Consider the following 25,087-nt stretch of genomic DNA (forward strand, 5'->3'; position numbering starts at 1 on the left):
CGCCACGCGCCCCGCGTCCGACGCGGTGAGCCCGCCGGTCGCGGCCAGGGCGGCGGCCAGCAGCACCCCGTCGTAACAGCCCTCGGCGTAGGCGTCGAGCACCGGCGCGCCGCCGCCGAACAACGCCCGGTACCGCTCGGCCAGCGCGATCCGCCGGTCGTCGCCCTGGCCCGCGAACGACCGCATGGCCGCGTACAGCTCGCCGGTCTCGTCGCCGCCGGCGGCCAGCAGGACGTTCTCCTCCAGCGCCCCCGACAGCCGCACCACGCGCTGCGCCAGCGCCGACGCGGCGAACACCCGGTTGAACCGGGCCAGGTCCCGGCCGACCAGGCTGACCAGCACGGCCTGCGCCCGCGCCTGGGCCAGCGCGGCCACGATCCGCTCGGCGTCGATCCCCGGGTTCGGGAACGGCACCAACCGCTCCCACACCACCTCCGCGCCGACGTCCCGGACGATCGCCGACACCGCCCGGTGCACCGCCCGCGGCCAGATGTAGTCGCTGCCCACCAACGCCCAGCGGCGCAGCCCGCGCCCGGCCACCAGCCGGCGCACGGCGGGGGCGAGTTGGCGCGCCGGCGAGTCGCCGAGCAGCACGACGCCCGGCAGGCGCGACCCGCCCTCGTGCGGCGGGGTGAACACGTACGGCACGCGGCCGTTGAGGGAGCGTTCCAGCGCGCGGTGGACGTCGCTGGTGTGGAAGCCGACGAACGCGTCGACCAGCCCGACCACGCCGGCCGCGTCGGCGGCGACCTCGTGCGGCGCGCGCCCCGCGTCGAGCAGCACCAACTCCACCCGTCGCCCGCGCACCCCGCCCGCGGCGTTGACCTCGGTGGCCGCCAGCGCGGCGGCGGTCAGCCCCGACGGACCGGTCAACCCCAGCGCGCCGGACAGCGGCAGGAGCACGCCCAGGCGCAGCGCACCCGGGTCCGGACCGGTCACGGCGACCTCGACCCGGTCCCGCACGACCGCGCGCACGACCGCCGTGGAGTCCATGGGGGTCACAGTATGCTCGGTGTCCAGGCTCCCGGAGGAAGGCTCGTCATGGCTGGTCGGCGCGGCACCGAGGTCGGGCGTGCGGACCTGGTCGACCTGCTGATCCGGGCCCAGCGCGCGCTGGTCCGGGACCTGGGCGCGGTGCTGGAGGAAGAGGGCTTCACCGTCGACCAGTGGCGGGTCCTGCGCACGCTGGCGGCGGGCGAACGCACGATGGGCGAACTGGCCACCGCCCTGGAGATCCCGCACCCGACCCTGACCCGCGTGGTGGACGCGCTGGTCGACTCGGCGTTGCTGTACCGCTCGCAGTCCGACCAGGACCGCCGCCGCGTGTCGGTCCACGTCTCGCCGTTGGGCCACACCAAGCTGGACCGCCTGGAGTCCCTGGCCGCCGCGCACGAGGAGGCGCTGGGCGGACGGGTCGGCGCGGAGAACGTCAGCCGGCTGACCGACCTGCTGCGCACCCTGCCCTGATCCGCGGCCCAGTGGGCGTCGGTCCTCGCCGTGAGGCCGCCGCCCACCGGATTCGGCCGGGTCAGTCGAGGTAGCAGTACCAGCTGTAGGGATCCTGCTCGTTCCAGTAGCCGGGCTTGGCCCACTGCTTGTTGTACTGCCACTGGCAGGCGGCGTACATGTTGATGTCTTCCAGACCGCCGCCCTGCTTCACGCAGTACCAGGTCCACACGTTGTGCGGGTACTCGTTGGTGACGTCGGCGAAGCCGAGCTTGCGGCAGAACTCCCACAGGTTCACGCCGCCGAGCACTTGCCGCCGCGGGCTGTCCGCGGTGGCGACCCCGGTTTTCGCGGCGGCGACCCCGGTTTCCACGGCGGCGACCCCGGTGTCCGCGGCGGGTTCCGCCATCGCCGCGGCGGCCGGACCGAGGGTGAGCGCGACCCCGAGCAGAGCCGTCGCCAGCGCTCTCGCTGTTTTGGTCATCATCGACATCTCCTAGGATGGACGAAAATCACCGGGCGCACTGTTCGGCCCGACGCTTTCGAACATAGGAGCCGACTTTCCGTGTCGGCAATGCCCGCTTGGGGTGCACAAGGAACCGTTCCATGGAACCCGACAACCACCGGGAAGAGGTGAAGAAATGCGGTAACGCGCACAATTGGTGACTTTTTCCGGGCGGTTGACCAGGGCAGGCGTCACCCGCGCGTTCGACCGCCGGCGACAATGGCCTTTTCCGCATTTGTGCGTTGCGCGGACGGCCGGGAAGGGCTGGGGTGTCGGTGCTCGGCCGCCGGGGTCGGGTGGTGCGCCGGGGCGGGGTGGGCGTTGGTCGACGGTGGCGGGTACGCGTCGCAAGGGTCGAACGTGGTGCAGGTCGGGCGGGACCTCACGATCCAGGGTGACGTGGTGGCGATCGGTTCCGGGGCGCCCGCGATGGAGTCCGTGCCGCCCGTTCCATGGCTGGGGCGGGTACCGGCGGCACCGGAGTCGTTCGTGGGCCGCGAGGCGGAGTTGGCGCGACTGGCGGCGGCGGTCGCGGAGTCGTCGGGCCGGGCGGCGGTGGTGGCGGTGCACGGGCTGGGCGGCATCGGCAAGAGCACGTTGGCCGCGCGGTTCGCCGAGGTGCACGCGGGCCGGTTCGCGCCGGCTTGGTGGATCCTCGCGGACTCCCCGAGCGCTCTGGGCACCGGACTGGCGGACCTGGCGACGGCACTCGCGCCCGAGACGGCCGACCTGCCGGTCGAGCAGCGCGTCGAACTGGCCGTGCGGTGGCTGGCCTCGCACGACGGTTGGCTGCTGGTGCTGGACAACCTGACCGGGCCGCGGGACGCCGCCGGTGTGCTGGAACGTGTCCGGACCGGGACGGTCGTGATCACGTCGCGGCAGGTCGGCGGGTGGCGCGGCGTCCGAACGGTGCCGCTCGACGTGCTCACGGCCGAGGAGGCCGCCGACCTGGTGGCGCGCGTCGTGGCGGCGGAGTGGCCGGGCGCCGACCTGACCGGTGTGGACCGGTTGTGCGCGGAGTTGGGCCAGTTGCCGCTGGCGGTGGAGCAGGCCGCCGCGTACCTCGCGCAGGCCCGCATCACCCCGGAGGCCTACCTGGACCTGCTGGCCGGGTTCCCCGCGCGGATGTTCGCCGCGACCGCCGAGGGCGGTGACGCGCAGCGCGCCGTCGCCCGGATCTGGCGTGTCACGCTCGACCGCCTGGCCGACACCCCGGCGGCCGGCCGGCTGCTGCGGGTGCTGTCCTGGTACGCGCCCGACGACATCCCCCGCGACCTGCTCGCCGCGGCCCTCCCCGACCTCCCGGCCCCGGACCTGGTGGACGCGCTGGGCCGGCTGGCGGCCTACGGGATGATCACCCTCACCGCCGGCGGCGTCACAGTGCACCGCCTGGTCCAGGCGGTCACCCGGACCCCCGACCCGACCGACCCGCACCGCGCTCCCGAGGACATCGCCACGGCCCGCGAGAACGCCGTCACCGGCCTGGCCTCGACGCTGGACGGACTCGACCCCGCCGACCCGGCGGCATGGCCGGTGTTCCGGTCGGTCCTGCCCCATGTGCGCGCACTGGCCGACCGGACCACACCCGACACCGACAGCCGGGTGTTCTGCCCGGTGCTCCTGGCGATCGGCGCGTACCACTACCACCGGGGCGCCACGGCCTCGGCCATCTCCTGCTTCGCCCGCGCCGCCGAGAGCAGCGAACGCCTGCACGGGCACGACCACCCCACCACGATGGACTCGTGGAACAACCTGGCCAGCGCTCACGAGATGGCCGGCGACTCCGAGCGGGCCATCACCCTGCTGGAGGCGATCGTCGGCGACCGGGAGCGGGTCCTGGGCCAGGACCACCCCGACACCCTCCTCTCGCGCAACAACCTGGCCGGCGCGTACGAGCAGGCGGGTCGACTGGACGCGGCGATCGCCCTGTTCGAGGCGAACCTCGCCGACCGCGAACGGGTCCTGGGCCACGACCACCCGCACACGCTGCTGTCCCGCAGCAACCTGGCCGGCGTGTACGACACCGCGGGCGACCCGGCGCGAGCGATCCCGCTGTACGAGGCGGTGCTGGCCGATCGCGAGCGCGTGCTGGGACCCGACCACCCGGACACGCTGATCGTCCGGAACAACCTGGCCTACGTGTGCGGCCGGACCGGTGACCTGGACCGGGCCATCGGGTTGTACGAGACGACCCTCGCCGACCGCCTCCGCGTCCTGGGCCACGACCACCCGTACACCCTGGCCTCGCGGACCAGCCTGGCCGTGGCCTACGAACTGGCCGGCAGCGTCGAACGCGCAGTCCCGCACTTCGAGGCGGCCCTGCTTGAGTACGAGCGACTGCTGGGCCCCGACCACCCCGACGTGCGGACGATCCGCGCCGAGCTGGGCCGCCGCCGTTGACGCGTCAGAAGCTGAAGTGCCGGATCGCCGCGTCGCCCGCCGCCGCCGTCTCCGCGAAGAACGTCACCAGCGCCGGGTAGTGGTCCCGCAGGTAGTCGAGGTCGTCGGCGTCCCACATGGTCCCCATCGGGTAGACCTTCCCCTCGTTGAGGTTCTCCGGGGTGCAGTGCGGCTCCAGCACCGAGAACGGGGTCTCGCTGAGCCGCTTCGCGGTGGCGGCGACCATGGCCGCGTCCCACGCCATGAGGGTGGCCTCCTCGTCGATGGGGTCGCCGTCCTCGTACAGCTCGACGTACACGTCGGCCGAATTGAGCAGGTGCTGGATGCCGGCCCACGCCTTCTCCAGGAAGCAGTCCGGCCGCTCCTCGTCGTCCACCTGCTCCAGCGCCCACTCCGGGTCCTCGAACGCCTGCGCCAGCTCGTCCGGAGTCACCCGGGTGAAGGACAACGTCATGCCCACGAGGTCACCACTCCCCCATCAACCGTTCCGATCTCGACGCCCAGCCTCGCACGCCGGCGCCCGCCGTGGGGGCGGTTCGGTGATCTTGGTCAGTCGCTCGTGACGACCTCGGGACCGAAGCGCGGCGCCAACTCGGCCCGCACCCGCACGTGCCGCAGGAGGAACGCCCGTTCGTCCAACCGCTTGCGGCGCAGCCACCCGGTCACCTCGGCGTTGCACTTGCTGGCGTTGCAGGACGCGCAGGCGGGCACGATGTTGTCCATTGTGTACCGACCGCCGCGCGACAACGCCTGCACGCAGTCCTTCTGCAGCGGGGTCCCGGTGGCCCCGCAGTAGGCGCAACCGCCCCACGCCTCCTTCAGCGCGGTCCACTCCGCCGCGGACAGGTCGTTCTCGGCCCGCTCCATCCGCCGCTTCCGCTTGCGCGCCGCCCGCACCCGCCTGCTGCCACCCACAGCCATGCGCCGGACCCTACGCCCGGCGCGGCCGCGCGGGGACGAGGCCCGCCGGAGGCCGTTTCCGGGCGCCCCGCCCGGGGTACGTGCCAGGGCGTGAACCACGACCTTGAGCAACCAGGGTCCGTGCCGCCGGCCCGCCACCACCCCGACGCGGCGGTCCGGACCACCCGACGTCGGGGTGTGGTGTTCGCGCACGTGCGCGGCGAGGTGGACACCGCCAACTACGACGTGGTCCGCGCGGAACTGCTGGGCTGCCTGGACAACGCGTCCACGGCCCTGGTGGTGGACCTCGCGGACGTGGAGTTCTTCGGGTCGATGGGCATCGCCGTGCTGGTCGAGGTGCGCGAGCACGTGGACCGGCTGGGCATGGGGTTCGCGGTCGCCGCCGGGCACCGCGTGGTGGTCAACCCGATGCGCGTGACCCAGGTGGAACGCCTGCTGACCCTGCGCCCCACCCTGGAAGACGCCATCGCGGCCGTGGAACGCCCGCCGGACGGCGGTTTCTCGTGGTGGTCGCCGTAGCGGGAGGCGGCCCCTGACCATCGGGGGGAGAAGCCAGGGACCGCGTCCGACACCGGATCGGGGGGAGGTCCGGTGCCGCCAGGCAGTGTATGCGGCTGGGCGCAGAATTCAACAGTGCACGAATAGTGGCGCTCCTACTACGCACCGTAGTGGACGTCGCCCCTGCTCTGTCGTTCCGCCGGAACGGTGCGGCGTTGTGCGTCATATGACGCGGTGGGCCGCGGTGATCGGCGTCATTGTCGTGATCATGACCTTTGCGGACGACTCGCGGTCGATCCCCCGTCTCCCGGGGCACGGGCCTCTCCTCACGTCACCACTCCGACCGCGCAGATGACGTCGGACCGCTCCGGCGGGCGTGGTGTCGCCTCGTCCGGCCTCCACCGCCAGGGCGGCACGATGCCGGGTTCGACCAGGGTGAGCCGGTTCAGCCAGGTGGCGATCCGGTGCGGTGACCGGCGAGTCCGTTGCACCGGGTACAGCGCTGCCGGTCGCTCGTCCCGGCCGGCCGCGGGGTCCTCCTGGCCGCTGGCGTGGGTGATGGCCACCATGCCGCCGGTGGGACCGGCGGCGATGTAGGCGTCGACGGCCGCCCGGGCGCGGTCGTGATCGGCGCACGTGTCCAGCACGTCGATCGCGAGGATCCCGACCGGTCGCGTGAAGTCGAGCAGTCGTCGCGTCTCCGGGTGCCCGAGCACGGCGTCCGGGTCGAGCAGGTCGGCCTCGATGACGGTGCCGGCGGTGTCGCGGAGTATCCGCCGGCCGTGGTCGACGGTGGTCGGGTCGTGGTCGACGTAGACGACCGGGAGGTCGTCGTGGTGGTCGCGGGCCACGTCGTGGGTGGGGTGCACGGTGGGCAGCCCCGAGCCGAGGTCGAGGAACTGGCGGACACCGGTGGTGACCATGTGGTGGACGACCCGCCGGAGGAAGGCCCGGTGGTGTCGGGCGAGGTCGAGCAGTTCGGGTCGTCGGGCGACGGCCGCCGTGGCCGCGGCCCGGTCGACCGGCGTGTTCAGGGTTCCGCCGAGCAGGAAGTCGTGCATGCGCGCGGCGTTGGGCGAGGTGAAGTCGGTGGCGTGGCGGTCTGCGCGGTCGGACACGACAGGGTCCTTTCGCCGGGTCGTGGTCGGGCCCGGGCCCGGTGGCGGTGCGGACGGGATCCGTCGGTGGGGCGAGGAGATCTTCGTGTGATGACGCGGAAGGGTCCGCATTCACTCTGCCGGTGATTCCCATACCCGTCCGAGTGACTCCTTTGCTGGACACGGGCGGTCCTCGGCGTCCGTTCGAGTGAACCGGGGAAGTGGGTTCGGGATGTTCGACGGTTCGGAGGCTTGTTGGAGATGAACGTCCACACCGGACACCGTCCCCGTACGCGAGAGGGTTGAGCGTTGACCCACGAGATGAGCGCGACGAGTCTGCAGGGAACTCCCGGGTTCTCCACGTCGGGCGAAGCCGCGTCGTGCACCGTGGCGCCGAGCTTGCGCCCGCGTCGCGCGGTTCAGGACGTCACCAGATCGAGCCGCTCCGAGTTCCGCAGTCCTGCGGGAAGGGCCGAGTGGTCCGTCGTGCGCACACGGCGGTCGGGGGCTCGGACGGGGTGGGGCGTCGGTTCGTGACCCGTGTCTCCGCCGAGTTCAGCGACGAGTTCGAACGCTTCTACATCGACAACTACGAGGACGTGCGCGGCTTCATCAAGTTCCTCCACCCGAACGGCGACGACGAGGCGATCGCCCAAGAGGTGTTCATGCGCACCTTGCGGTGTTGGGACACGGCAAGGCGGAATCCGCGCGCTTATGTGTTCAAGGCCGCCCGGCACGAGGTCTACGCGACGCGGGAAAAGGCTCTGCGGCAGCCGACGGTCACCCTGCAGGACGAGCACCACGTGATGGCGGCGCCGACATCCGGGGTCGAGGACTGGCACGGTGTGCAGGAGGTGCTGGCCGACATCCAGCGCCTGCCGGAGAAGTTGGCGCAGGTGCTGATCCTCGACGTCATCGGCCTGGGCGTGGCGGAGATCGCCGAGGTCATGGCGTTGGACAAGCACACGGTGTCCAACTACAAGGTGGAGGCACGACGCCGGTTGCGGACCTCCGACCACCCCGGTGGCGGGCGCTCAAGGGTGCGTGGTGCGCGGGGGCGACAGGACAGGGGTGACGGGTGATGTGGCAGCGGGTTGTCGAGTGGGTCCCGGGCACGAGGGCGTTCGCGCGGCGTCGGGGGCTGGAAGCGCGGCTGCACCTGGCGGTCCGCCGGCTCAGGCCCGTGGTCAGTGAGGAGGACAAGGTGGCCGCCCTCCGCCGGATCGTCGCCGGGGTCGAGGCTCGGTCGGCGGCCGGGAACTCCCCCGCGGCCGAGGACGTGGAGGCCCGGCCCGTCCCCGTCACGGCGACCCGGGAGATGGTGCGGCTGTGGGCTTCCGCGATCGTCAACAGCAGTTGCCCGTCTACTTCCGTCGACACGCTGCGGGTCCGCCTGGAGGCCTTCGCCGAGGCGTTGGCGTCCCAGGCCGCGGGGGGCAACCCGCGGGAATGGCCCGCCCAGCGCATCGGCCGTGAGCTCGCGGTCCGGATGCGGTTGACGCCGCAGTCGTTCACCGACGTCCTGGAACAGGTGGTGCCGTGGCTGGAGAGCCTGCCCGGCACGAGCCCCGGCCGGCGCTCGGCGGCGATCGCGGGCTTGGCGGGCGGCTTCGCCGAGGGCGTCCGGGCGCGGGTGCTCGACGAGCAACTGGACATGGCCGAGGCGTTGCGGGAGGTGGCGCGCCGAAGCGCCCCGCCGACGACACCGCACGAACCGGAGTCCCGCACCCGGCCGACCGAGTGCGTCGTGGACGACGAAGGGCGCATCACCGCTGTGACATCGGCGTTGTGCGCCCTGTTGCACCTGTCCGAGGACCGGACGGTCGGCCGGTTGCTGCGGGGGTTCGGTGTCCGGGAACGGGATCGGGTGGCCGTGGACGCCGCGCTGCGCCGGGCCGCGGAAGCGCCGGGCCGCGCGGCGCGGGTCGAACTCGCCGTCGTCGGATCCGACGGGCGGGCTCCCATGTGGATCGCCGCGTCGGTGTTGTCGCTGGCGCCCGACACCGGTTACCGCGTCTCGATCCGCGACATGACCGCCCTGCGGGCTTGGCGGGACTCCCTGCTGCCCCGCAACACCCTCGACGAGGTCACCAGGCTGCCCGACGAGCGGAACTTCCTCGACCAGGTCCAGTCCACGTTGGACAGGATCGACGAGGAGGTCACCATCGGCATGTGCGCCCTGCGACTGCGCGACCTCAACCTCGTGACCCGCAGCATGGGACCGCAGGCGCGCGACCGCGTGGTCACCACGATCGCGTCACGGATCCAGGCCGCGGTCGCCGGGATCCCGGCCACCACGGTGGGCCGGTTGGACCGCGACACCTTCGCCGTGCTGGTGACCGACCGGCACAGTTGGAACGGCGTCACCGAGACGGTGCGCCGGCTGGTGGACTGGGTGTCGCAACCCCTGTGGGTGGACGGCGGCGAGATCGTCCTGGCCTCCGCCGTCGGGGTCGCCGAAGGCAGGCGCGGGATGAGCGCGACCCAACTGCTGGGCAAGGTGCAGGTGTCGCTGAACGTCCACGACGGCGGAGCCCGTGACCGGGTCCCGGTCCCCCAGCCGCGCTCCCGGGCGCACGACGACCCGCGGATCCACCTGTTGGCGGCCTTCCCCCAGGCGCTGGAGCGCGGCGAGATCGACCTCGCCTACACCCCGGTCGTCCGGCTGCGCGACGGCGTCCTGGCCGGGGTGGAGGTCAGCGGGGTGTGGCGGACCGCGGACGGCCGGCCGCGCCAGATCGACGACCTGATCGAGTTGGCGGACGACATCGGGCTCAACCTCGCCTGGGGTTCCTGGCTGCTGCGCCGGGTGGTCCGACAGGCTCGACGGTGGACGCAGACCCTGGGCGCGGCGGCGCCACGCGTCACCATGGCCGTACCCCGGCGGTTCGCGCGCGACGGCGACCTGGTCGGGCACGTTCGCGCCGCGCTGCGCGACACCGGGCTGCCGCCGTGGAAGTTGATGTTGTCGCTGCCCGAGTCCGCGGTCGTCGGCGACGACGGACACCCCCACCCGTGCCTGGTCGACCTGGGTGGCCTGAGCGTGCCGCTGGCGCTGGACGGGCTGGGCACCCGGTTCCGCCGCTACGACACGTTGCCCCACCTCGCCCTGCACACCATCGTGATCCCGCCCCAGCTCACCACCGCGCTCGACGGTCCCGACGACGGCACGACCCGCCGGGCGGTCGCGGCCAACCTCATCAGGATGGGCAACGACCTCAAGCACGAGATCGTCGTCAAAGGCGTCCTCTCCCGGACACAGCGCGACATCGCCCGCAGCCTCTCGGCCACGCTGGGCCAGGGCACCCTGTTCGGCGGCCCGCTGCCGCCGGACCGGATCCCGGACCTCGTCGGCGGGCAGCCGATCGCCGTGTGACCGCCCCTGATCGCGACTCGACCACCGGAAGCGCCCCGCACCCATGAACTCGTCCTCGCCACCAGCCGGCCCCGACGTCGCCAACCACTCGACCGGCGCCCGCGACTCGACGGTGCTGCAGATCGGAGCCGTGCACGGCGGCGTCGCGATCACCGACCACCACCGGCCCGAGGCCCCGGTCTCGATCGTGTCCACGATGCCGCCGCTGGACCGGTTGCCCACCGCCCTGTGCGGTCGGGAAGACCTGCTGGACACCCTCGCCGCGCACACGGCACGGCAGGCCGGCGCCCTCGTCGTGCTGCACGGCGTCGGCGGCAGCGGCAAGACCACCGCCGCGCTCGGCGCGGTCGCGCGCCTCGACCGCCTCCACCCCGACGTGCGGGTGTGGTGGCTCGACGCCTCCACCGACGCTGCCCTGTCCGCCGGGTTCCGGGAGGTGGCCCTGGACGCCGGCGCGCCCGTCGACCAGGTCGTCGCCGCGTGGACCGGTTCCCGCTCCCCCGCCGGCGTCCTCGCCCGCGCCCTGGCCGCCACCACCCGGCGCTGGTTGATCGTGGTGGACAACGCCGACGACACCCGACAGCTCACGCCGTGGCTGCCCGCCCTGCCGCGCCACAAGGGGGCCACGGTGATCACCAGTCGCGACGGCGCCCCGGTCGCCTGGCCCCCCTTCGCCGCACGCCACCAGGTCGGGCCGCTCGCCGACGACGACGCGGCGCGACTGCTCCGGGCCCTGGCACCGCACAGCGGCACCAGGCAGCAGGCGCTTCGGCTGGCCGCCGCCCTCGGCGGGCTCCCGCTGGCCCTCCACCTGGCCGGTCACTACCTCCACGCCGCGCGGCAGTTGCCGCCCGTCCACGGCGCGCAGGTCCCCATGGACTTCGACCAGTACCGCACCGCGTTCCGCGAACACTTCCCGGACGTCGACCACCTGCACGAACTCGCCGGCGGCCTGCCCGACCGGGCGCTGCTGCGCCGCACCTGGGAACTCACCCTGGACCACCTGACCGAGCGGGGACTGCACCACGCCCGGCCGCTGTTGCGGTGGCTGGCCTGCTTCGCCCCGGCCGCTCTGCCCTACGGCGCGCTCAGCGCCGACATCCTCAGCCGGTCACCGCTGTTCCCCGGCATCACCCCGGTGGAACTGCTGCGCACCCTCGGCACGCTCACCGACTTCGGGCTGCTCGACACCGTGTCCTACCGCGACCCCCGGGCGTCCACCGCCACCACGCCGTGCCTGCTGCTGCACCCGGTCGTGCGTGAGGCGAACCGCCACCAACCGGACGTCCGGACCGGTCCCCTCCCCTACGTCGCCCTGAGCGTCGCCGCCCTCGACGGCGCCACCGCCCACCTGTCCTGGGCGGACCCCGACGAACGGTCCCTGTGGGCGGCGTTGGTGCCGCACTGCGAGCACATCGTCGACCGCGTCGCCCGTGACCCGGCCGTCCCGGACGACTGGAACCTCTTCACCACGCGCCTGACCCGCGCCAACGCGCTGCTCGCCCAGCTCACCAACGCGCCGAAGCGGGCACGTGACCTGTTCACCCAGGCCCTCGCGACCCGCCGGCAGTACCTGGACGAGCACCACCCGGACGTCCTCACCCTCCGGCGTGACCTCGCCTGGCTGCGCTGTTCCACCCCTTCGACGGCACCCGACCACGTCCAACGGTGCTTCACCGAACTCGTGGCGCTGCTGCACGACTGCACCACGCACCTGGGGCCGGACCACGCGCTCACCATCGCCTGCCGGTTCGACCTCGCCTGGGTGAACTCGACCACCGACCCCGACGCCACGACGGTGATCGACCACCACCGGCAGCTCATCGAGGCCGAACACCGAGCCCTCGGTCACCACGCCCTCACCGGCCTCGTCGCGCAACTGACGATCGTCACCACCCTGTGGCGTCGGGAGCGTCATTCCCCGACGCCCGACACGACCACCGTCCTCGCCGAATTCGCCAAGCTCGACGCCATGCTGCGGGACCTCCGGGACCAGGACACGCGGCACCAGCTCCCGCTGCCGTTGGAGCAGGTCCAGGCCGTGATCACCCACACCCTCAGCACCTTCTCGATCAGCCGGCGGGACACCCGCTGAGCCCCGTCGGGCGGTCAGACGAAGGCTGCCGCGTAAGCGGCGACGACGGCCACGATGAAGGTCGGGTAGCCGATGCGCGCGGCGATGGCCAGGGTGTGTTCCGCCTGCGGTTGGCCCTGGTTGATCAGGCGTTTGCGGAGCATCGCGTTGAGCACGCACATCGCCGCCAGCAGGATGAACGCGTAATAGCCCCATTCCAGGGCCACCGTGTAGCTCACCGACGGCAGTTGCGACGTGACGTTGTTCAGCAGCACCGCCGCGCTGAGTATCGCCGTGATGCCCATCGACACCGGGGCCGCGCCGTCGGTGGCCTTGAAGAACAGCGACAGGTACGTCACCGCGATGAGCAGGGCCAGCGGGAGCAGGTTCTTGACCAGGAAGGGGCCCACGTCGCGGGCGATCTCGACTTCCACGGCGTACTGGCTGTAGTAGATGCCCGTCGCCGCGCCCACGACCTTGCTGTCGCCCAGCGCGTCGCTGCTCCCCACGGTCAGCTGGAAGAACCGCGCGGCGACGGCCTGCCAGTTCGGGACGCGGTTGATGCCGGACTCCGCGTCGGTGCCGCTGCGCAGGTAGTGGTCCGGGGTCTGGTTGAGGATCTCCTTGTCCGTCACGTACAGCACCTGGTCGGCGGGCTGGGTCCGGTTCTGCAGGCGGACCTCCAGGTGCTGCCGGTCGAACGGGAAGCTGCGGAAGTCGAAGCCCGCCTTGAACCGGCCGGCCACGCGGTACAGGCGGTAGGTCCGGCCGTCCTCGGTGATGTCGCGCAGGGGCGTGCCGGGGCGCAGGTCGGGGTTGACGGCGTTGACGAAGTGCACGTCGGCCGCGCCGTGGTCGCCGGTGTACTTCAGCCACAGGAAGAAGTCCACGTAGTAGGTGCCGTCGCGGGTGTCGAGGTCGCGGATCTCGTTGAGGTTGATGCCCGTGGACACGACCTGGCGGCGGCTCAGGTACCGGTCGCCGACGCCGATGACCGTGCCCTTGGCCAGCCCGTCGCGCAGCGCGGCCTCCGACGGCGGTTCGTAGAGGCCCAGTTGCACGGGCGCGGACATCAGCCGCGTGCCGTCGCTGGTCTGGAAGTGCACCGGCATCTGCGCGGAGCCGTTGGCGGTGAAGTACAGCGGTCCGAGCAGGGCGTGGAAGGAGTTCTTCTTGTCCTTCAACGCCGCCAGCGCGTCGCGGAGGAGGCGGCGGTCGTCGGCGCGGTGCGGTTCGTCGTACTTGAGGCCGCCGGTGGCCGCGGCGTGCAGGCCCACGTTGAGCGCCTGGCGGGCGGTGGCGGCGGGCCAGAGCGGGCGTTCGCCGTAGCGCTGCTCGTACTCCTGCGCCCACGCCAGCGCCGGGCCGGACAGCGCGTCCGCCGCCATGGGCGTGGCCAGGTGCAGCCCGCTGGTGAACAGGCCCGGCTTGCCCTGCTCGCGTTCGGCGGCGACCAGCGCGTCGTGCGCGGCCCGCGTGCCGACCGTGGCGGTGCCGACGATCGGCGCGGTGACGCCGGCGGCGCGCAGCCGTTGGATCATCCGGACGCCCTGGCGCTCCCCCGTGGCCAGCACGATCGGCATGGTCGGGTCCCCGCCGGCCAACGCCGCGACCGCGCGGTCGGGGTCGTCGGCGGCGATCGGCACCTCGGCCGCCACCGCGCCGAACCCGCCGAACACCGCGCCGAACCCGTCGCGGGTCGCCCGCCCGAACTCGTCGTCGTCGAACGCGACGGCGGCGGACTTCGCCCCGAGCACCCGCGAGGTGTAGACGGCGAGGAAGTCGTTCTGCGTGCGGCTGCCGAACATGCTGCGGAAGTACCACTCGCTCTCGTCGGTGATGCGGGAGGAGCCGGCCGTCGGCGTGATCGCGGGGATCCCGGCCTCCTTGTAGACCGGCAGGGCCGCCAGCGCGGCGTCGCTCGTGCGGTGCCCGACGACGAAGAGCACCTCGTCGTCGCGGACGATCTCCTCGGCGACGGCCTTGGCCTTGGCCGGTTGGTCGGCGTCGTCGTAGACGCGCAGCACGACCGGGTGGCCGGCGACGCCGCCCGCCGCGTTCACCCCGTCGAGGTGCATCCGCAGGCTCTGCTCCATGTGCGTGGACAGCACCGCGCCGTCGCCGGTCATCCCGGTCACCAGGGCGACGTGGACGGGCGTGCCCTCCGAGCCGTGCGAGAGCGACCACGTGCCCACCGCCGCGAGCAGCACCAGCGCGGCGGCGCCGACCCCGATCCACCTGCCCGTGCGGGAGGATCGGCGCGGCCGGGCGCGCACGGGGTCCGGCCGCGGCGGTTCCACGAGGTCGGCCACCTCGTCCGGCGCGCGGGAGGCGACCCGCTTGAGCGCCGCGCGGGCCCGTTGGGTGTCCGGGTCGGCTTTGAGGTCGTAGGCGCGGTCGAGGCAGAACTTGCGCTCGCCGACGTCGGTCACCAGGTCGGCCAACCACCGCCAGGCGGGCTCGTAACCGGCGTCGAGCGCGAGCGCCCGCCCGAGCAGCGCCCGAGCCTCGTCCGGGTCCGACTCGCGCAGGCGGATGGCGCGGTGGGTGAGCGTGACGGCGCTGTCGCGCTGTTCCGGCACGGGCGGGGCCTCCGGTCGTCGACGGACGTGCGCGTCAAGGCTAGTGGTGAATGTCCGAAGTGGACATCACACCCGCGGGTGGACCGGGGTGGTCGCGGTGCGTGCGCGGGTTCACCCGGCCGGTGCGTCGTGGCCGCGGTTCTACGGGGATGGCGGCGCTTTGGGGATCAGGCGTGGATCACCGGCACGTCCAGGGCGCGGAGGGTCGGGGTCGTGTCGGGCGCGTCCGTGATCACGCCGGCCACCTCCGGCAGCGGCACCACCGCGAACCTCGACACCGCGCCGATCTTCTCCGAGCTGGCCAGCACGTAGGTGTCCGCCGCCTGGTGGGCCAGCGCCCGTTTCATCGCCGCCTCGTCCGCGTCGTCCGTGGTCAGGCCGTACTCCTCGTGCACGCCGGTCACCCCCAGCAGGAACAGGTCCGCGTGCAGGCCCCGCGCCGCCTCGACCGCCGCCGCCCCGCACGCGACCATCGAGTGCTTGAACAGCCGTCCGCCGATCAGGTAGACCTCCACGTCCCGGTGGTCGGCCAGGGCGCCGGCGACCGTCGGGCTGTGGGTGACGACCGTGGCCCGCAGGTCCAGCGGCAGAGCCCGGACGACGGCCAGGGCCGTCGTGCCGCCGTCGATGATCGTGGTGGTGCCGGGTCGGACCAGGGCCGCCGCGCGGGTCGCGACCCGCTCCTTGCCGGACGTCTCGACGCCCTGCCGGGTCGCGTAGTCGGCGATGGCCGGCGAGATCGGCAGCGCGCCGCCGTAGACCCGTTGGCACAGCCCGGCGGCGGCCAGCTCGCGCAGGTCGCGGCGGATGCTGTCCTCGGACAGGCCCAGTTCGGCGGCCAGGTCCTTGGCCACGATCCGCCCGTCGGCGCGCAGCCGCTCCAGCAGGAGATCGCGCCGTTGTGCCGCCAGCATGCCTGTTCCTCCTTGTTTCTTCCGATTGTTGCACACTACGGTGGTCGGCATGGCGAAACCACTCATGATCCTCATCGCGGGCCCCTACCGGTCGGGCACCGGCGACGACCCGGAGTTGATGGCGCGCAACCTGGCCCGCCTGGAGGAAGCGGCGTGGCCGATCTTCCGCAGCGGGCACGTGCCGATGATCGGCGAGTGGGTGGCGTTGCCCGTGCTGCGCGGGGCCGGTGGCGACGGGCCAACCGACCCGGTGGCGGAGGGGATCATGTACCCGACCGCCGAACGGCTGCTCCGGCACTGCGACGCGGTCCTGCGGCTGCCCGGCGAGTCGACGGGCGCGGACCAGGACGTGCGGATCGCGCGCGAACGCGGGCTGCCGGTGTACCACCGGGTCGAGGAGATCCCCGGCTACCGGGCCGGCTCCGCCGGGGAGTCCGACGGAGCCGGCCCGGGTCGCTAAGCCGCCGCCGTCGCGCAGGGCGTGGTCGGCGGGGTGGTGGACGTGCCCGAGGACGGGGACGTCGTCACCGGCGGGCCGGCCGAGGCGGGCCGCGTGCCGCCGCACTGGTCGATCTCCAGGCGGCGGTCGACAAGGTCGCTCTTGGAGAACACGACGTACTCGGTGCCGACGGTCAGCTCGTACCGGCACGAGTAATTGATCTGGGTGGTGACGTAGACCCAGCGCGGGACGTCGCCCTTGTACTCCGTGTGCACCTTCACGGTGTAGCGGTACTTGTCGTTGTAGCCGTCTTTCTGCTCGATCTTCCGGGCGACGACCAACCCGCTGAAGACGTACTTCGCCTGCTGGTAGCGCAGGGCTTCGTTGCCGGGGAAGCAGACACACGCGCTGGCGGGACTGACCAGGACCGCGGTGAGCAACACGGCGGCCATGGTGACGACCCCGGCCGCGTGCGCCAGTAATCGAAGACGCGTCACAGTGATCCCCTCGGGAGGAGTGTCGCGGCGGCCCGGACCCAGCCTAACGACCGCGTCAGGCGCGCTGCGGCACCTTCGCCAAGACGCGCATGAACGCACGGGACCACTCCGGCAGGTCCGGCCAGCCGCGGCAGGACACCATCGCCCCGTCCACCACGTCGGGCGCGTCCACGAACGTCGCGCCGGCCAGCTCCACGTCCACCTTCAACGGCGGGTAGGCGGCGGTCGTGCGCCCCCGGAGCAGACCCAGCGCGGCGGGCACCTGGGGGCCGTGGCAGATGGTGCCCACGGGGAGGTCGTGGTCGAAGAAGTGGCGGACGATGCGGTCCACGTCCGGGTGCGTCCTGATGTGCTCCGGGGCCCGTCCGCCCGGGATGACCAGCGCGTCGAACCGCTCGGGCTCGACGTCGGCGAACGCCAGGTCCACGGGCAGCCGGTGGCCGGGCTTCTCGGTGTAGGCGTCGCAGTCCGGCTCGAAGTCGTGGACCACCAGCTTGACCGGCCGCGTGGTGGGAGCGGCCACGACCGCCTCGTGGCCGCCCTCGCGCAGGCGGAACACCGGGTACATCGCGTCCAGCACCTCGGCGGCGTCGCCCGTCAGCACCAGCACCCTGGCCATGCTCGCTCCCCCGCTGGGTCGAACCGGTTCCGATGTGCCGACCGTAGAGCGGGCGGGTTCGGCGCAACAATCCGCCAGGCGGGGGTTCGAACCGGTTCGCACCGGCAGGGCGGTGCGAACCGGGGAGGGTCAGTGCTTGGCCGCCTTGGCCCGGCGGTTGGGCTTGGCCGGGTGGTCGGCGCCGTTGGTGGCGTGCGGTGCGCCGCCCAGGCCGGTGGCGGTCAGGGTGACGGTCGGCTGGGCCGGCTCGACGACCAGGCCGCCGTCGCCGTCCGCCGCGGTGGCCGCGGGCCGTTCGGGCGCGCCGGACACGCCGCCCACGCCGTCACCGGTCGCAGCGCCGATCGTCAGCGGGACGGCCGTGTCGGCGCCGCCGTCGCCGTCGGTGGCCATCGGGGTGCCGTCGGCGGCGGAGACGTCGGCCAGGGCGTGCAGCGTCCCGCCGTCGAAGAGGCCGCCGACGCCCGAGGGCAGCGCGAGCGCCTCCTCCGGGGAGCCGGTGAAGTCCAGCGAGTCGGCGGCGGCCGGTTCGGTGAACTCGTAGTCCACCAGCCGCAGCCCGTTCGCGCTCTGCTGCTGCCACCGCGCCCGGAAGCTCTCCCACGGCACGTTCGCCCACAGGTAGTACCGGTCGGTGCCGGGCAGCCACACGCCGGAGTAGCGGTTCTCGCCGCCGGACTGGTGCACGTTGATGTCCACCAGCCGCAGGCCCTGCGCCGCCCACTCCTGCCACTTCGCGCGGAAGCTGTCCCACGACGCGTTGGCCCACAGCCCGTACCCGCCGGACCCCGCGAGCCACACGCCCGAGTAGCGCGCCTGCCCGTCGACCTCGTGCACGTTGATGTCCACCAGCCGCAAGCCCTGCGCGGCCCACTCCTGCCACTTCGCCTTGAAGCTGTCCCAGGACGCGTTGACCCACAACGCGTAACCGCCCGTCCCCGCGCGCCACACGCCCGAGTAGCGGTCCTCGCCGCCCGCGCGCAGCACGTGCAGGTCCACCAGCCGCAGCCCTTGTCCGGCCCACTCCTGCCACTTCGCCTTGAAGCTGTCCCAGGACGCGTTGGCCCACAACGCGTAACCGCCGGTGCCCGCCGTCCACACGCCGGAGTAGCGGTTCTCGCCGCCGACGCGGCGGACGTTGAGGTCGATCAGCCGCAGCCCCTCCGCCGCCCACTCCTGCCACTTCGCCTTGAAGCTGTCCCAGCTGACGTTGACCCACAGCGCGTGCTTCCCGCTGCCCGCGCGGAACACGCCGGTGTGGCCGCGCCCGGTGAACCGCGCGTACATGTGCGCGATGGTCACGCGGTCGCCGAAGCTCAGGCCGTCGCGCTGCCCGATCGTCACGCCCTGGCGCAGCGGCACGATCGTCGTCGCGCCGTTGACGCCGAACGCCGTCGGGCCGTAGTGCATGATCGAGTCGTAGTCGTAGTCGAAGTAGTCGGTGAAGCCGTCGCAGAACCGGTCGAAGTTGGACTCGAACCCGTCCTGGATGTTGCCGTACTCGATGCGCACGAACTGGTCGCGGTCGCACCGGCTCTGCTCGTGCAGGATGCCCAGCGAGTGCAGGCACTCGTGGACGGTGGTGCCCGTCGTCGCGCCGTCGGACAGGCGGATGCGCTGCTCGCCGCCCCGCATCCCGATCGGCGAGGAGCTCCAGCCGACGTCGGGGTTGCGCACGAACCGCACGTAGTTCGCCTGGCCGGCGCGGGCGACGAACCGGATCGCGGTGTTCTCCTCGATGTGCGCGATGGCCTGGGTGACGCGGGCCTGGTTCGGCAGCCCGGCGTCGATGACGAACGGCACGACGCCGTTGGTCCACAGCATGTCGGAGTCGGCGGGCAGCCCGATCCCCATCAGCTCGGACGGTGGTTGTCCCACGTCCGCGGGTTCGCCGGGGCGCAGTCTGGCGGCGGCGGCCTCGACCTCCTCGGCCGGGCCCATGTCGATGCACCCCTGGTAGAGCGCGATGCCGTCGACCACGCTGTAGCGGACGGGCTTGTCGCGGAACCCCGGCCCCGACAGGAACCCGGTGCGCACCTCGCGGCTGGCGGCCATGCCGTCACCGGTCACGATCTCGTCCACGGTTGATTCCTCTCCCGAAAAGTCGGCGTACGTCTGACAGAGGCATCCGGCGACGGCCAGATACGGCGTTCGTCAATGACCGACCGGGTGCAGGTCGAGAACCATCGGCCGCGGCGTGACCCGGTGCGCGGCGGTGGTGATCAGGTCACCGTCGGTGACCACTCCGGACCCGTCGCGGTCACCGTGCACGCGCACGACGAAGGTCCCCGGGCCGTCCACGTCCGCGTCCACGGCGAACGGCAACTCCAGCCCACCAGCGGGAACACGCACCGCGGGCAACGTCACCACGGCCACCGTGCGCGCGGGCGCGTCCGCCTCGGACACGTCGCGAACCTCGACGCGGACCCGGTCGAGGAGGACCGGGGCATCGGCCGACGGGAACCGTAACGTCCCCACAACGCGCACGATCCGGACCATACGCGTAATCGACCGAACACACATCCGGTCTTTTTCCCCTATTTCCCCGGTTCGTCTGCGAGCGATATTCGGGATCGTCGTCGCGGCCGGGCGTGGCACACTGCGGACAAGTGGAGATCCTTCTGCTGAAGCTGTGCCTGGCTCCCCTGCTGGTCGTCGGTTCCACGGTGGCCGGCCGCCGATGGGGCGCGGACGTGGCCGGGATCCTGGTCGGGCTGCCGATCGTCGCCGGGCCGATCCTGTTCATCACCCACCTGCTCCACGGCCCGCGCTTCACCGCCGGCGCGGCCGGGGCCTCGCTGTTCGGGCTGGTGGCGTTGGCGGTGTTCGCCGTGGTGTTCGCGCGGGTGGCGGGTCGGTTCGGGTGGCTGGTCACGACGGTGGTGAGCTGGGTGGCCGTGCTCGTGGTGGATGCCGCCCTGTCGTTCGCGCGTGTCTCGACCGTCGTGGCGTTCGCGGTCACCGTCGCCGCCGCCGCGGTCGCGTCGTCGCTGATGCCGCCGGCCGGGCCGGACGCGGGTGTGGTGCGGCGGCCGTCGTGGGACCTGCCGGGACGCGCGGTCGCGACCGCGCTGCTCGTGCTCGCGGTGACCACGGCGTCCAGTGCGCTGGGGCCGCAGTGGACCGGGTTGCTCGCACCGTTCCCCGTCGCGACGAGTGTGGTGGCGGGCTTCGTCCACGCGCAGCAAGGGGCGGCGGCGGTGACGGTGGTCGTGCAGCTCGTCGTGGTGCGGGTGAGGCGTTGGTGGTGGGGAAAAGGCGTTGCCGACCGCTGGTAGGTTGCGGGCTGTGACGAGCCCCGAGTCGGACAGAGCCGCGACGCCCGTCGCCTGAGGCCCCTGGGGTCACGGGCGGCGCCTTGTCGTCCTGTCCGCCTCTGTCCCGGGGTGTCGCTTGTCCGTGTTCGTCCTTGGCCTTGCCGTGTTCGCGCAAGGCACTTCCGAGTTCATGCTGTCCGGTCTCGTGCCGGGTGTCGCCCGTGACCTGTCGGTGTCGGTGGCCGCCGCCGCGAGCCTGACGTCCGCCTACGCCATCGGGATGGTGCTCGGCGCGCCCGTCATGGCGTTGTGGAGCGCGCGGTGGCCGCGTCGGCGCGCGCTGCTGGTGTTCCTGTCCGTGTTCGTCGCCGTGCACGTCATCGGCGCGGTGACGACGAGTTTCCCGGTGTTGTTCGGCACGCGGGTCGTCGGCGCTGTGGTCAACGCCGGGTTCCTGGCCGTCGCGATGTCCGTCGTGGTGGCGGCGAAAGGGCCGCGGGCAACGTCGGTGGTGGTGGCCGCGGTGACGTTGTCGTGCGTGGTCGGGGTGCCGGCCGGGGCCGTGTTGGCGGAGTGGGCCGGGTGGCGGTCCGCGTTCTGGGCGGTGGCGGTGTTGTGCCTGCCCGCGTTCGTGTTCCGGTTCCCGGCGACGCCGAGCGGTCACGCGTCGGTGTCGCACGAGCTGCGCGTGTTGCGGCTGGGGTCGGTTCGGGTGGCGTTGGGGCTTGCCGTCCTGGTCAACGCCGCCACCTTCGCGACGTTCGCCTACCTCGCGGTGCTGGCCGAGGTGGTGAGCCCACCGCTGCTGCTGGCCGCGTTCGGGATCGGCGCGTTCTGCGGGGTGACCGTGGCCGGACGGGTCGGTGAACGCGTGCGGTGGCAGGCGGTGGCCGCGTGTGCCGCCGGGTGGGCCGTGCTGGCGCTCGTCGGCGACCACCCCGTGGCGCTGGTGGTGGTGACCGTCGTCCAGGGCGGTCTGTCGTTCGGGGTCGGGTCGGCGCTGGTGACCGCGATCGTGCGCGCCGCCGCCGACGCGCCCGCGCTGGGCGGGGCGTTCGCGACGGCGGCGCTCAACGTCGGCGCGGTCGCCGGTCCGCTGCTCGCGGGCCTGGCGGGGCACCGCTCCGCGCCGTGGACCAGCGCGGTGCTGACGACCGCCGCCCTGGTCACCGTGCTCGCCGCACGCCCCGGCGCCACACGTCCACGCCCGCCGTCCCCGGCACCACGTTGACCCGACGTGGACGCGGACGGACCGCCGGCCCCGCCGGTCGGGCACCCGCCGGACCGGCCCGTCGCGCTCCAACGTGTCCACTGTGGACTAGCGCGGTGCCGCGCCGATCGGATCAGCGCTCAGGACGTGGGCCTCGGCCGGGGTCAGGGTGGTGCCGGTGGTGTGGTGGTGGGTGAACAGGGCCGGGGTCAGGGCGGCTCGGGTGGCTTCGGTGATGCGGTTGACGTCGGCGCGTTCGGCTTCCGGCAGCGGCGCGTCGCGGGAGCGGCGGGCGGTGTCGGCCGCGCCCAGGAGCACCGCGGCGGTCGTGGGGCGGCCGGCCAGGGCGTGGGCGCCGGCCAGGCCTTCCAGGGCCAGGGCCAGCGCGCGGGGGTCCGCGGTGGGTTCGGCGGCCGCGTAGCCCCGGTGGTGCAGGTCCAGGGCCGTGCCGGCGTCGCCGCGCAGTTCGGCGATGAAGCCGAGTTCGGCCAGGACCAGGGCGTTCGCGCTGATCAGGCCGACCTGCTCGTGCCACCGCAGGACGGTGCGCAGGTGGGTCTCGGCGGTGTCCAGGTCGCCCTCGCGGCGCGCGCCCAGGCCCAGGCCGAGCACGGCGTTGACCTCGCCCGCCCGGTGGCCGTGGCCGGCGGCCAGGTCGCGGGCCCGTTCGTGCAGGGCGCGGGCGGTGGTGTGGTCGTGGCGGAGCAGGGCGATGCGGGCCTGGCCCGCGGTCAGGTCGGCGACGTGGGTCCACAGGCCGAGCCGGCGCGCCAGGACCAGGCCCTCGTCCAGGCGGGCGCCGGCCTCGGCGTAGTCGCCGAACGCCTCGGCGCGGGCCGCCAGGGGCAGCACGGTGCGCAGCCTGCCCCACTGGTCGCCCAGCTCGGTGAACAGCTCCGCGCTGCGACCGCCGTCCTCGGCGACGCCGTCGAGGTCGCCGCGCAGCAGGCGGACGGTGGCGCGGTCGGCCAGCGCGGCGGCCTCGCCCCACCGGTCGCCCTCGGCGCGGAAGGCGTGCAGGGCCTCCTCGACCAGTCGCCCGCCCCGGGCCAGGTCGCCGATGGCGCACAGGGCGTGGCCCAGGAACCAGCGGGACCGGGTGTCGGGGTCCTCGGCCAGGACGTCGGCGACGCGGCGGGCCCGGTCCGCGCCGTCGCCGGTCAGCACGGCCAGACCCGTGCGCCACGCCCGCGCCGACGCCGACGCCACGGGTGCCAGGGCGCGTGACGCCTCCCCCAGCCGGCCGCGCAGCACCCAGTACCAGACCAGGGCGTCGGCCAGGCGGGCGGCGTGCGCGGGGTCGGCGTGGGTGAGCGCGGCGTGCAGGTTCGCGGCCTCGGTGTCCAGGAGGTCCAGCCACCGGCCCTGTTCGGGGCCGCGCAGGCGGGCGCGTTCGGCGTAGGCGGTGTAGTGCTCGACGTGCCGGCGGCGGACCTCCGCCAGCTCGCCGGCCTCGGCCAGCCGCTCGACGCCGTACGCGGCGACGGTCTCCAGCAGTCGGTAGCGCGGCCCGTCGCCGACCACGACCAGGGACCGGTCCACCAGGCGGGTCAACGGTTCCAGCACGTCGTCCACGGCGCTGACGTGCTCGGCGGCCTCCCACGTGCAGCCGTCGGCGTGGACGGCCAGGCGGCGCAGCACCCGGCGTTCGGTGTCGGTGAGCAGCTCCCAGCTCCAGTCCACGACCGCGCGCAGCGTGCGCTGGCGGGCCGGTGCGTCGCGGTAGCCGTCGCGCAGCAGGCGGAACCGGTCGTCGAGGCGGTCCAGCACGCCGCGCACGCCCAGCGCCCGGACCTTGGTCGCGGCCAGTTCGAGGGCGAGCGGCAGGCCGTCGAGGCGGCGGCACAGGGCGGTGACCGCGTCGGCGTCGAGCGGCACGCCGGGCGCGACGGCGGCGGCCCGGTCGGTGAACAGGCGCACGGCGTCGGCGTCGGGCAGCGGCGGCACGGGCCGCAGCACCTCGCCCGCGATGGCCAGCGGCTCGCGGCTGGTGGCCAGGACGCGCAGGCCGGGCGCGGCGGAGAGCAGGTCGCGGGCGAGGGCGGCGACCTCGTCCACGACGTGCTCGCAGTTGTCCAGGACGAGCAGGAGCCGCCGGTCGCGCAGGGCCCGGCCGACGCGCTCGACGGGCGGGACGGGGTGCAGGCCCCAGGTCCCGTCGTCGCGGACGTCGAGGGCGGCGGCGACCACGTCCAGCGGGGTGCGGGGGCCGGTGAGGTCGGCCAGGCGGACGCCGTCGGGGAAGCGGGCGCGGCGGCCGATCTCCAGCGCGAGCCGGGTCTTGCCGACGCCGCCGGGGCCGACGAGCGTGATCAGGCGGTCGGTGGCGAGCCGGTCGCCGATGTCGGCCACCAGGTCCGCCCGGCCCACGAGCGGGGTCGCCGGGACCGGGAGCGTGCTCGCGGGGGCGGCGGCGGAAGCGGGGACGCCGGCGGCGGTCGGCACGTGGGCGGCCAGGGCTGGGGCGTTGGCGGCTGGGGCGCGGGCGGTGGTGGGGCGTGGGGCTTCCGCCGGGGATCGGGTCAGGATCGCGTGGTGGAGGGCCAGCAGGTCGGGGCCGGGGTCGAGGCCCAGGTCGTCGGCGAGGCGGCGGCGCAGGTCCTCGTACGCCGCCAGCGCCTCGGCCTGGCGTCCCGAGCGGTAGAGGGCGCGCAGGTGGGCGGCGCGCAGGCGTTCGCGCAGCGGGTGCCGCTCGACCGGCTCGGCCAGGTCCGCGACCAGCGCGGCGTGGTCGCCCAGGGCCAGCCGGGTCTCCGCCTGGTCCTCCAGCGCGGTCAGGCGGGCCTCCTCCAGGCGGGTCACGGCCGGGCGGGCGAACTCCTCGTCGGCGAAGTCGGCGAACGCCGGTCCCCGCCACAGCGCGAGCGCGTCGCTCAGCACCGCGGCGCGCCGGGCCGGGTTGTCGGTGCGGCGGGCCAGGTCGGCGAGGGCGGTGAACCGGTCGGCGTCCAGGTCGGCGTGCACGACGTAGCCGGGCGCGCGGGACTCGACCAGCTCGCGCGCGCCGGGTTCGGCGTCGTCCAGCGCCCGGCGCAGCTGCGCGACCTTCGCCCGCACCGCCCGCACCGGGCTGCCCGGCGGCCGGTCCGCCCACAGGGCGTCCACCAGCCGGTCCACCGACACCGGCCGGCCCGCGTCGGCCAGCAGCACGGCCAGCACCAGCCGCACCTTCCGCTCCACGACGCGCACCGGCGTGCCGTCCGCCGCCCGGACCTCCAGCGGACCCAGCACCCCGAAACGCATGCCGCCCAC

The 25,087-nt window shown here is 73.6% G+C and carries 21 protein-coding genes; 9 read left to right on the forward strand and 12 right to left on the reverse strand.

Annotated elements, in window-relative coordinates; all coding sequences use genetic code 11:
- Nucleotides 1-993, reverse strand: a 993-nt coding sequence (locus AB0A74_RS30355) for an ABC transporter substrate-binding protein (RefSeq protein WP_358254767.1), incomplete at its 3' end; no start/stop codon positions are given.
- A gap of 48 nt (nt 994-1,041) precedes the next feature.
- Between AB0A74_RS30355 and AB0A74_RS30360 the strand changes: the two genes are divergently transcribed.
- Nucleotides 1,042-1,467, forward strand: coding sequence for a MarR family transcriptional regulator (locus AB0A74_RS30360; protein ID WP_358254769.1), 426 nt, complete (start codon nt 1,042-1,044; stop codon nt 1,465-1,467).
- Between the two features lie 61 nt (nt 1,468-1,528).
- On the opposite strand, the gene AB0A74_RS30365 is transcribed toward AB0A74_RS30360, so the two are convergent.
- On the reverse strand, nt 1,529-1,933 hold the full coding sequence (locus AB0A74_RS30365) for a hypothetical protein (RefSeq protein WP_358254771.1): 405 nt from the start codon (nt 1,931-1,933) through the stop codon (nt 1,529-1,531).
- A gap of 378 nt (nt 1,934-2,311) precedes the next feature.
- Between AB0A74_RS30365 and AB0A74_RS30370 the strand changes: the two genes are divergently transcribed.
- Complete coding sequence (locus AB0A74_RS30370) at nt 2,312-4,351, forward strand: tetratricopeptide repeat protein (protein ID WP_358254773.1); 2,040 nt, start codon at nt 2,312-2,314, stop codon at nt 4,349-4,351.
- A gap of 4 nt (nt 4,352-4,355) precedes the next feature.
- On the opposite strand, the gene AB0A74_RS30375 is transcribed toward AB0A74_RS30370, so the two are convergent.
- Complete coding sequence (locus tag AB0A74_RS30375; RefSeq protein WP_358254775.1) at nt 4,356-4,805, reverse strand: DUF1877 family protein; 450 nt, start codon at nt 4,803-4,805, stop codon at nt 4,356-4,358.
- Nucleotides 4,806-4,900: 95 nt separating this feature from the next.
- A complete protein-coding gene (locus AB0A74_RS30380) occupies nt 4,901-5,272 on the reverse strand; it encodes an HNH endonuclease signature motif containing protein (protein WP_358254777.1) in 372 nt (123 codons plus the stop codon).
- A 90-nt stretch (nt 5,273-5,362) separates the two neighbouring features.
- Here AB0A74_RS30380 and AB0A74_RS30385 point away from each other — a divergent pair, with 90 nt between their 5' ends.
- On the forward strand, nt 5,363-5,791 hold the full coding sequence (locus AB0A74_RS30385; protein ID WP_358254778.1) for an STAS domain-containing protein: 429 nt from the start codon (nt 5,363-5,365) through the stop codon (nt 5,789-5,791).
- Between the two features lie 305 nt (nt 5,792-6,096).
- Here AB0A74_RS30385 and AB0A74_RS30390 read toward each other — a convergent pair whose 3' ends face one another.
- Complete coding sequence (locus AB0A74_RS30390; protein WP_358254779.1) at nt 6,097-6,888, reverse strand: SAM-dependent methyltransferase; 792 nt, start codon at nt 6,886-6,888, stop codon at nt 6,097-6,099.
- Nucleotides 6,889-7,400: 512 nt separating this feature from the next.
- On the opposite strand from AB0A74_RS30390, the gene AB0A74_RS30395 reads away from it, so the two are divergent.
- From AB0A74_RS30395 to AB0A74_RS30405, 3 genes are read left to right on the forward strand one after another with little or no spacing between them, the layout of a single operon-like run.
- Nucleotides 7,401-7,949, forward strand: coding sequence for a sigma-70 family RNA polymerase sigma factor (locus AB0A74_RS30395; RefSeq protein WP_358254781.1), 549 nt, complete (start codon nt 7,401-7,403; stop codon nt 7,947-7,949).
- Nucleotides 7,949-10,243, forward strand: coding sequence for a sensor domain-containing phosphodiesterase (locus AB0A74_RS30400; RefSeq protein WP_358254783.1), 2,295 nt, complete (start codon nt 7,949-7,951; stop codon nt 10,241-10,243). The genes AB0A74_RS30395 and AB0A74_RS30400 overlap by 1 nt, the downstream gene beginning before the upstream one ends.
- A gap of 43 nt (nt 10,244-10,286) precedes the next feature.
- Nucleotides 10,287-12,338 carry an NB-ARC domain-containing protein gene (locus AB0A74_RS30405; RefSeq protein WP_358254785.1) on the forward strand — a complete coding sequence of 684 codons (2,052 nt, stop codon included), beginning with the start codon at nt 10,287-10,289 and terminating at the stop codon, nt 12,336-12,338.
- Between the two features lie 14 nt (nt 12,339-12,352).
- Here the strand turns inward: AB0A74_RS30405 and AB0A74_RS30410 are convergent, their stop codons facing one another.
- Together AB0A74_RS30410 and AB0A74_RS30415 are read right to left on the reverse strand one after the other, a co-directional pair.
- Nucleotides 12,353-14,899 (reverse strand): ABC transporter substrate-binding protein, encoded by a 2,547-nt coding sequence (locus tag AB0A74_RS30410; RefSeq protein WP_358254787.1) that lies wholly within the window; start codon nt 14,897-14,899, stop codon nt 12,353-12,355.
- A gap of 167 nt (nt 14,900-15,066) precedes the next feature.
- Nucleotides 15,067-15,813 carry a DeoR/GlpR family DNA-binding transcription regulator gene (locus AB0A74_RS30415; RefSeq protein WP_358254789.1) on the reverse strand — a complete coding sequence of 249 codons (747 nt, stop codon included), beginning with the start codon at nt 15,811-15,813 and terminating at the stop codon, nt 15,067-15,069.
- 49 nt (nt 15,814-15,862) lie between these two features.
- On the opposite strand from AB0A74_RS30415, the gene AB0A74_RS30420 reads away from it, so the two are divergent.
- A complete protein-coding gene (locus AB0A74_RS30420) occupies nt 15,863-16,273 on the forward strand; it encodes a DUF4406 domain-containing protein (protein WP_358254791.1) in 411 nt (136 codons plus the stop codon).
- On the opposite strand, the gene AB0A74_RS30425 is transcribed toward AB0A74_RS30420, so the two are convergent.
- From AB0A74_RS30425 to AB0A74_RS30440, 4 genes are all read right to left on the reverse strand, one after another.
- Nucleotides 16,270-16,704, reverse strand: a complete 435-nt coding sequence (locus AB0A74_RS30425; protein ID WP_358254793.1) for a hypothetical protein — start codon at nt 16,702-16,704, stop codon at nt 16,270-16,272. The two genes, AB0A74_RS30420 and AB0A74_RS30425, sit on opposite strands and share 4 nt — an antisense overlap.
- Nucleotides 16,705-16,804: 100 nt before the next feature.
- Nucleotides 16,805-17,368, reverse strand: coding sequence for a DJ-1/PfpI family protein (locus AB0A74_RS30430; RefSeq protein WP_358254795.1), 564 nt, complete (start codon nt 17,366-17,368; stop codon nt 16,805-16,807).
- A gap of 129 nt (nt 17,369-17,497) precedes the next feature.
- Nucleotides 17,498-19,450, reverse strand: coding sequence for a M12 family metallopeptidase (locus tag AB0A74_RS30435; protein ID WP_358254796.1), 1,953 nt, complete (start codon nt 19,448-19,450; stop codon nt 17,498-17,500).
- Between the two features lie 72 nt (nt 19,451-19,522).
- The gene (locus tag AB0A74_RS30440; RefSeq protein WP_358254798.1) at nt 19,523-19,846 is read right to left on the reverse strand and encodes a hypothetical protein; all 324 of its coding nucleotides are present in this window, start codon (nt 19,844-19,846) and stop codon (nt 19,523-19,525) included.
- Nucleotides 19,847-19,977: 131 nt separating this feature from the next.
- Between AB0A74_RS30440 and AB0A74_RS30445 the strand changes: the two genes are divergently transcribed.
- Nucleotides 19,978-20,646 carry a hypothetical protein gene (locus AB0A74_RS30445; protein WP_358254800.1) on the forward strand — a complete coding sequence of 223 codons (669 nt, stop codon included), beginning with the start codon at nt 19,978-19,980 and terminating at the stop codon, nt 20,644-20,646.
- A 121-nt stretch (nt 20,647-20,767) separates the two neighbouring features.
- Nucleotides 20,768-21,856, forward strand: a complete 1,089-nt coding sequence (locus AB0A74_RS30450; RefSeq protein WP_358254802.1) for an MFS transporter — start codon at nt 20,768-20,770, stop codon at nt 21,854-21,856.
- Nucleotides 21,857-21,943: 87 nt separating this feature from the next.
- Here AB0A74_RS30450 and AB0A74_RS30455 read toward each other — a convergent pair whose 3' ends face one another.
- A complete protein-coding gene (locus AB0A74_RS30455) occupies nt 21,944-25,078 on the reverse strand; it encodes a BTAD domain-containing putative transcriptional regulator (protein WP_358254804.1) in 3,135 nt (1,044 codons plus the stop codon).
- Between the last annotated feature and the right edge of the window lie 9 nt (nt 25,079-25,087).

The organism is Saccharothrix sp. NPDC042600 (assembly GCF_040647305.1).
Taxonomy (GTDB): Bacteria; Actinomycetota; Actinomycetes; order Mycobacteriales; family Pseudonocardiaceae; genus Actinosynnema; species Actinosynnema mutabilis.

What these genes read in the sequence shown, in the direction of transcription:
- AB0A74_RS30360 (WP_358254769.1), top strand. Translation starts at nt 1,042, where the DNA reads ATGGCTGGTCGGCGCGGCACCGAGGTCGGGCGTGCGGACCTGGTCGAC.
- AB0A74_RS30365 (WP_358254771.1), bottom strand. Translation starts at nt 1,933, where the DNA reads ATGATGACCAAAACAGCGAGAGCGCTGGCGACGGCTCTGCTCGGGGTC.
- AB0A74_RS30375 (WP_358254775.1), bottom strand. Translation starts at nt 4,805, where the DNA reads ATGACGTTGTCCTTCACCCGGGTGACTCCGGACGAGCTGGCGCAGGCG.
- AB0A74_RS30380 (WP_358254777.1), bottom strand. Translation starts at nt 5,272, where the DNA reads ATGGCTGTGGGTGGCAGCAGGCGGGTGCGGGCGGCGCGCAAGCGGAAG.
- AB0A74_RS30400 (WP_358254783.1), top strand. Translation starts at nt 7,949, where the DNA reads ATGTGGCAGCGGGTTGTCGAGTGGGTCCCGGGCACGAGGGCGTTCGCG.
- AB0A74_RS30405 (WP_358254785.1), top strand. Translation starts at nt 10,287, where the DNA reads ATGAACTCGTCCTCGCCACCAGCCGGCCCCGACGTCGCCAACCACTCG.
- AB0A74_RS30415 (WP_358254789.1), bottom strand. Translation starts at nt 15,813, where the DNA reads ATGCTGGCGGCACAACGGCGCGATCTCCTGCTGGAGCGGCTGCGCGCC.
- AB0A74_RS30420 (WP_358254791.1), top strand. Translation starts at nt 15,863, where the DNA reads ATGGCGAAACCACTCATGATCCTCATCGCGGGCCCCTACCGGTCGGGC.
- AB0A74_RS30425 (WP_358254793.1), bottom strand. Translation starts at nt 16,704, where the DNA reads ATGGCCGCCGTGTTGCTCACCGCGGTCCTGGTCAGTCCCGCCAGCGCG.
- AB0A74_RS30430 (WP_358254795.1), bottom strand. Translation starts at nt 17,368, where the DNA reads ATGGCCAGGGTGCTGGTGCTGACGGGCGACGCCGCCGAGGTGCTGGAC.
- AB0A74_RS30455 (WP_358254804.1), bottom strand. Translation starts at nt 25,078, where the DNA reads ATGCGTTTCGGGGTGCTGGGTCCGCTGGAGGTCCGGGCGGCGGACGGC.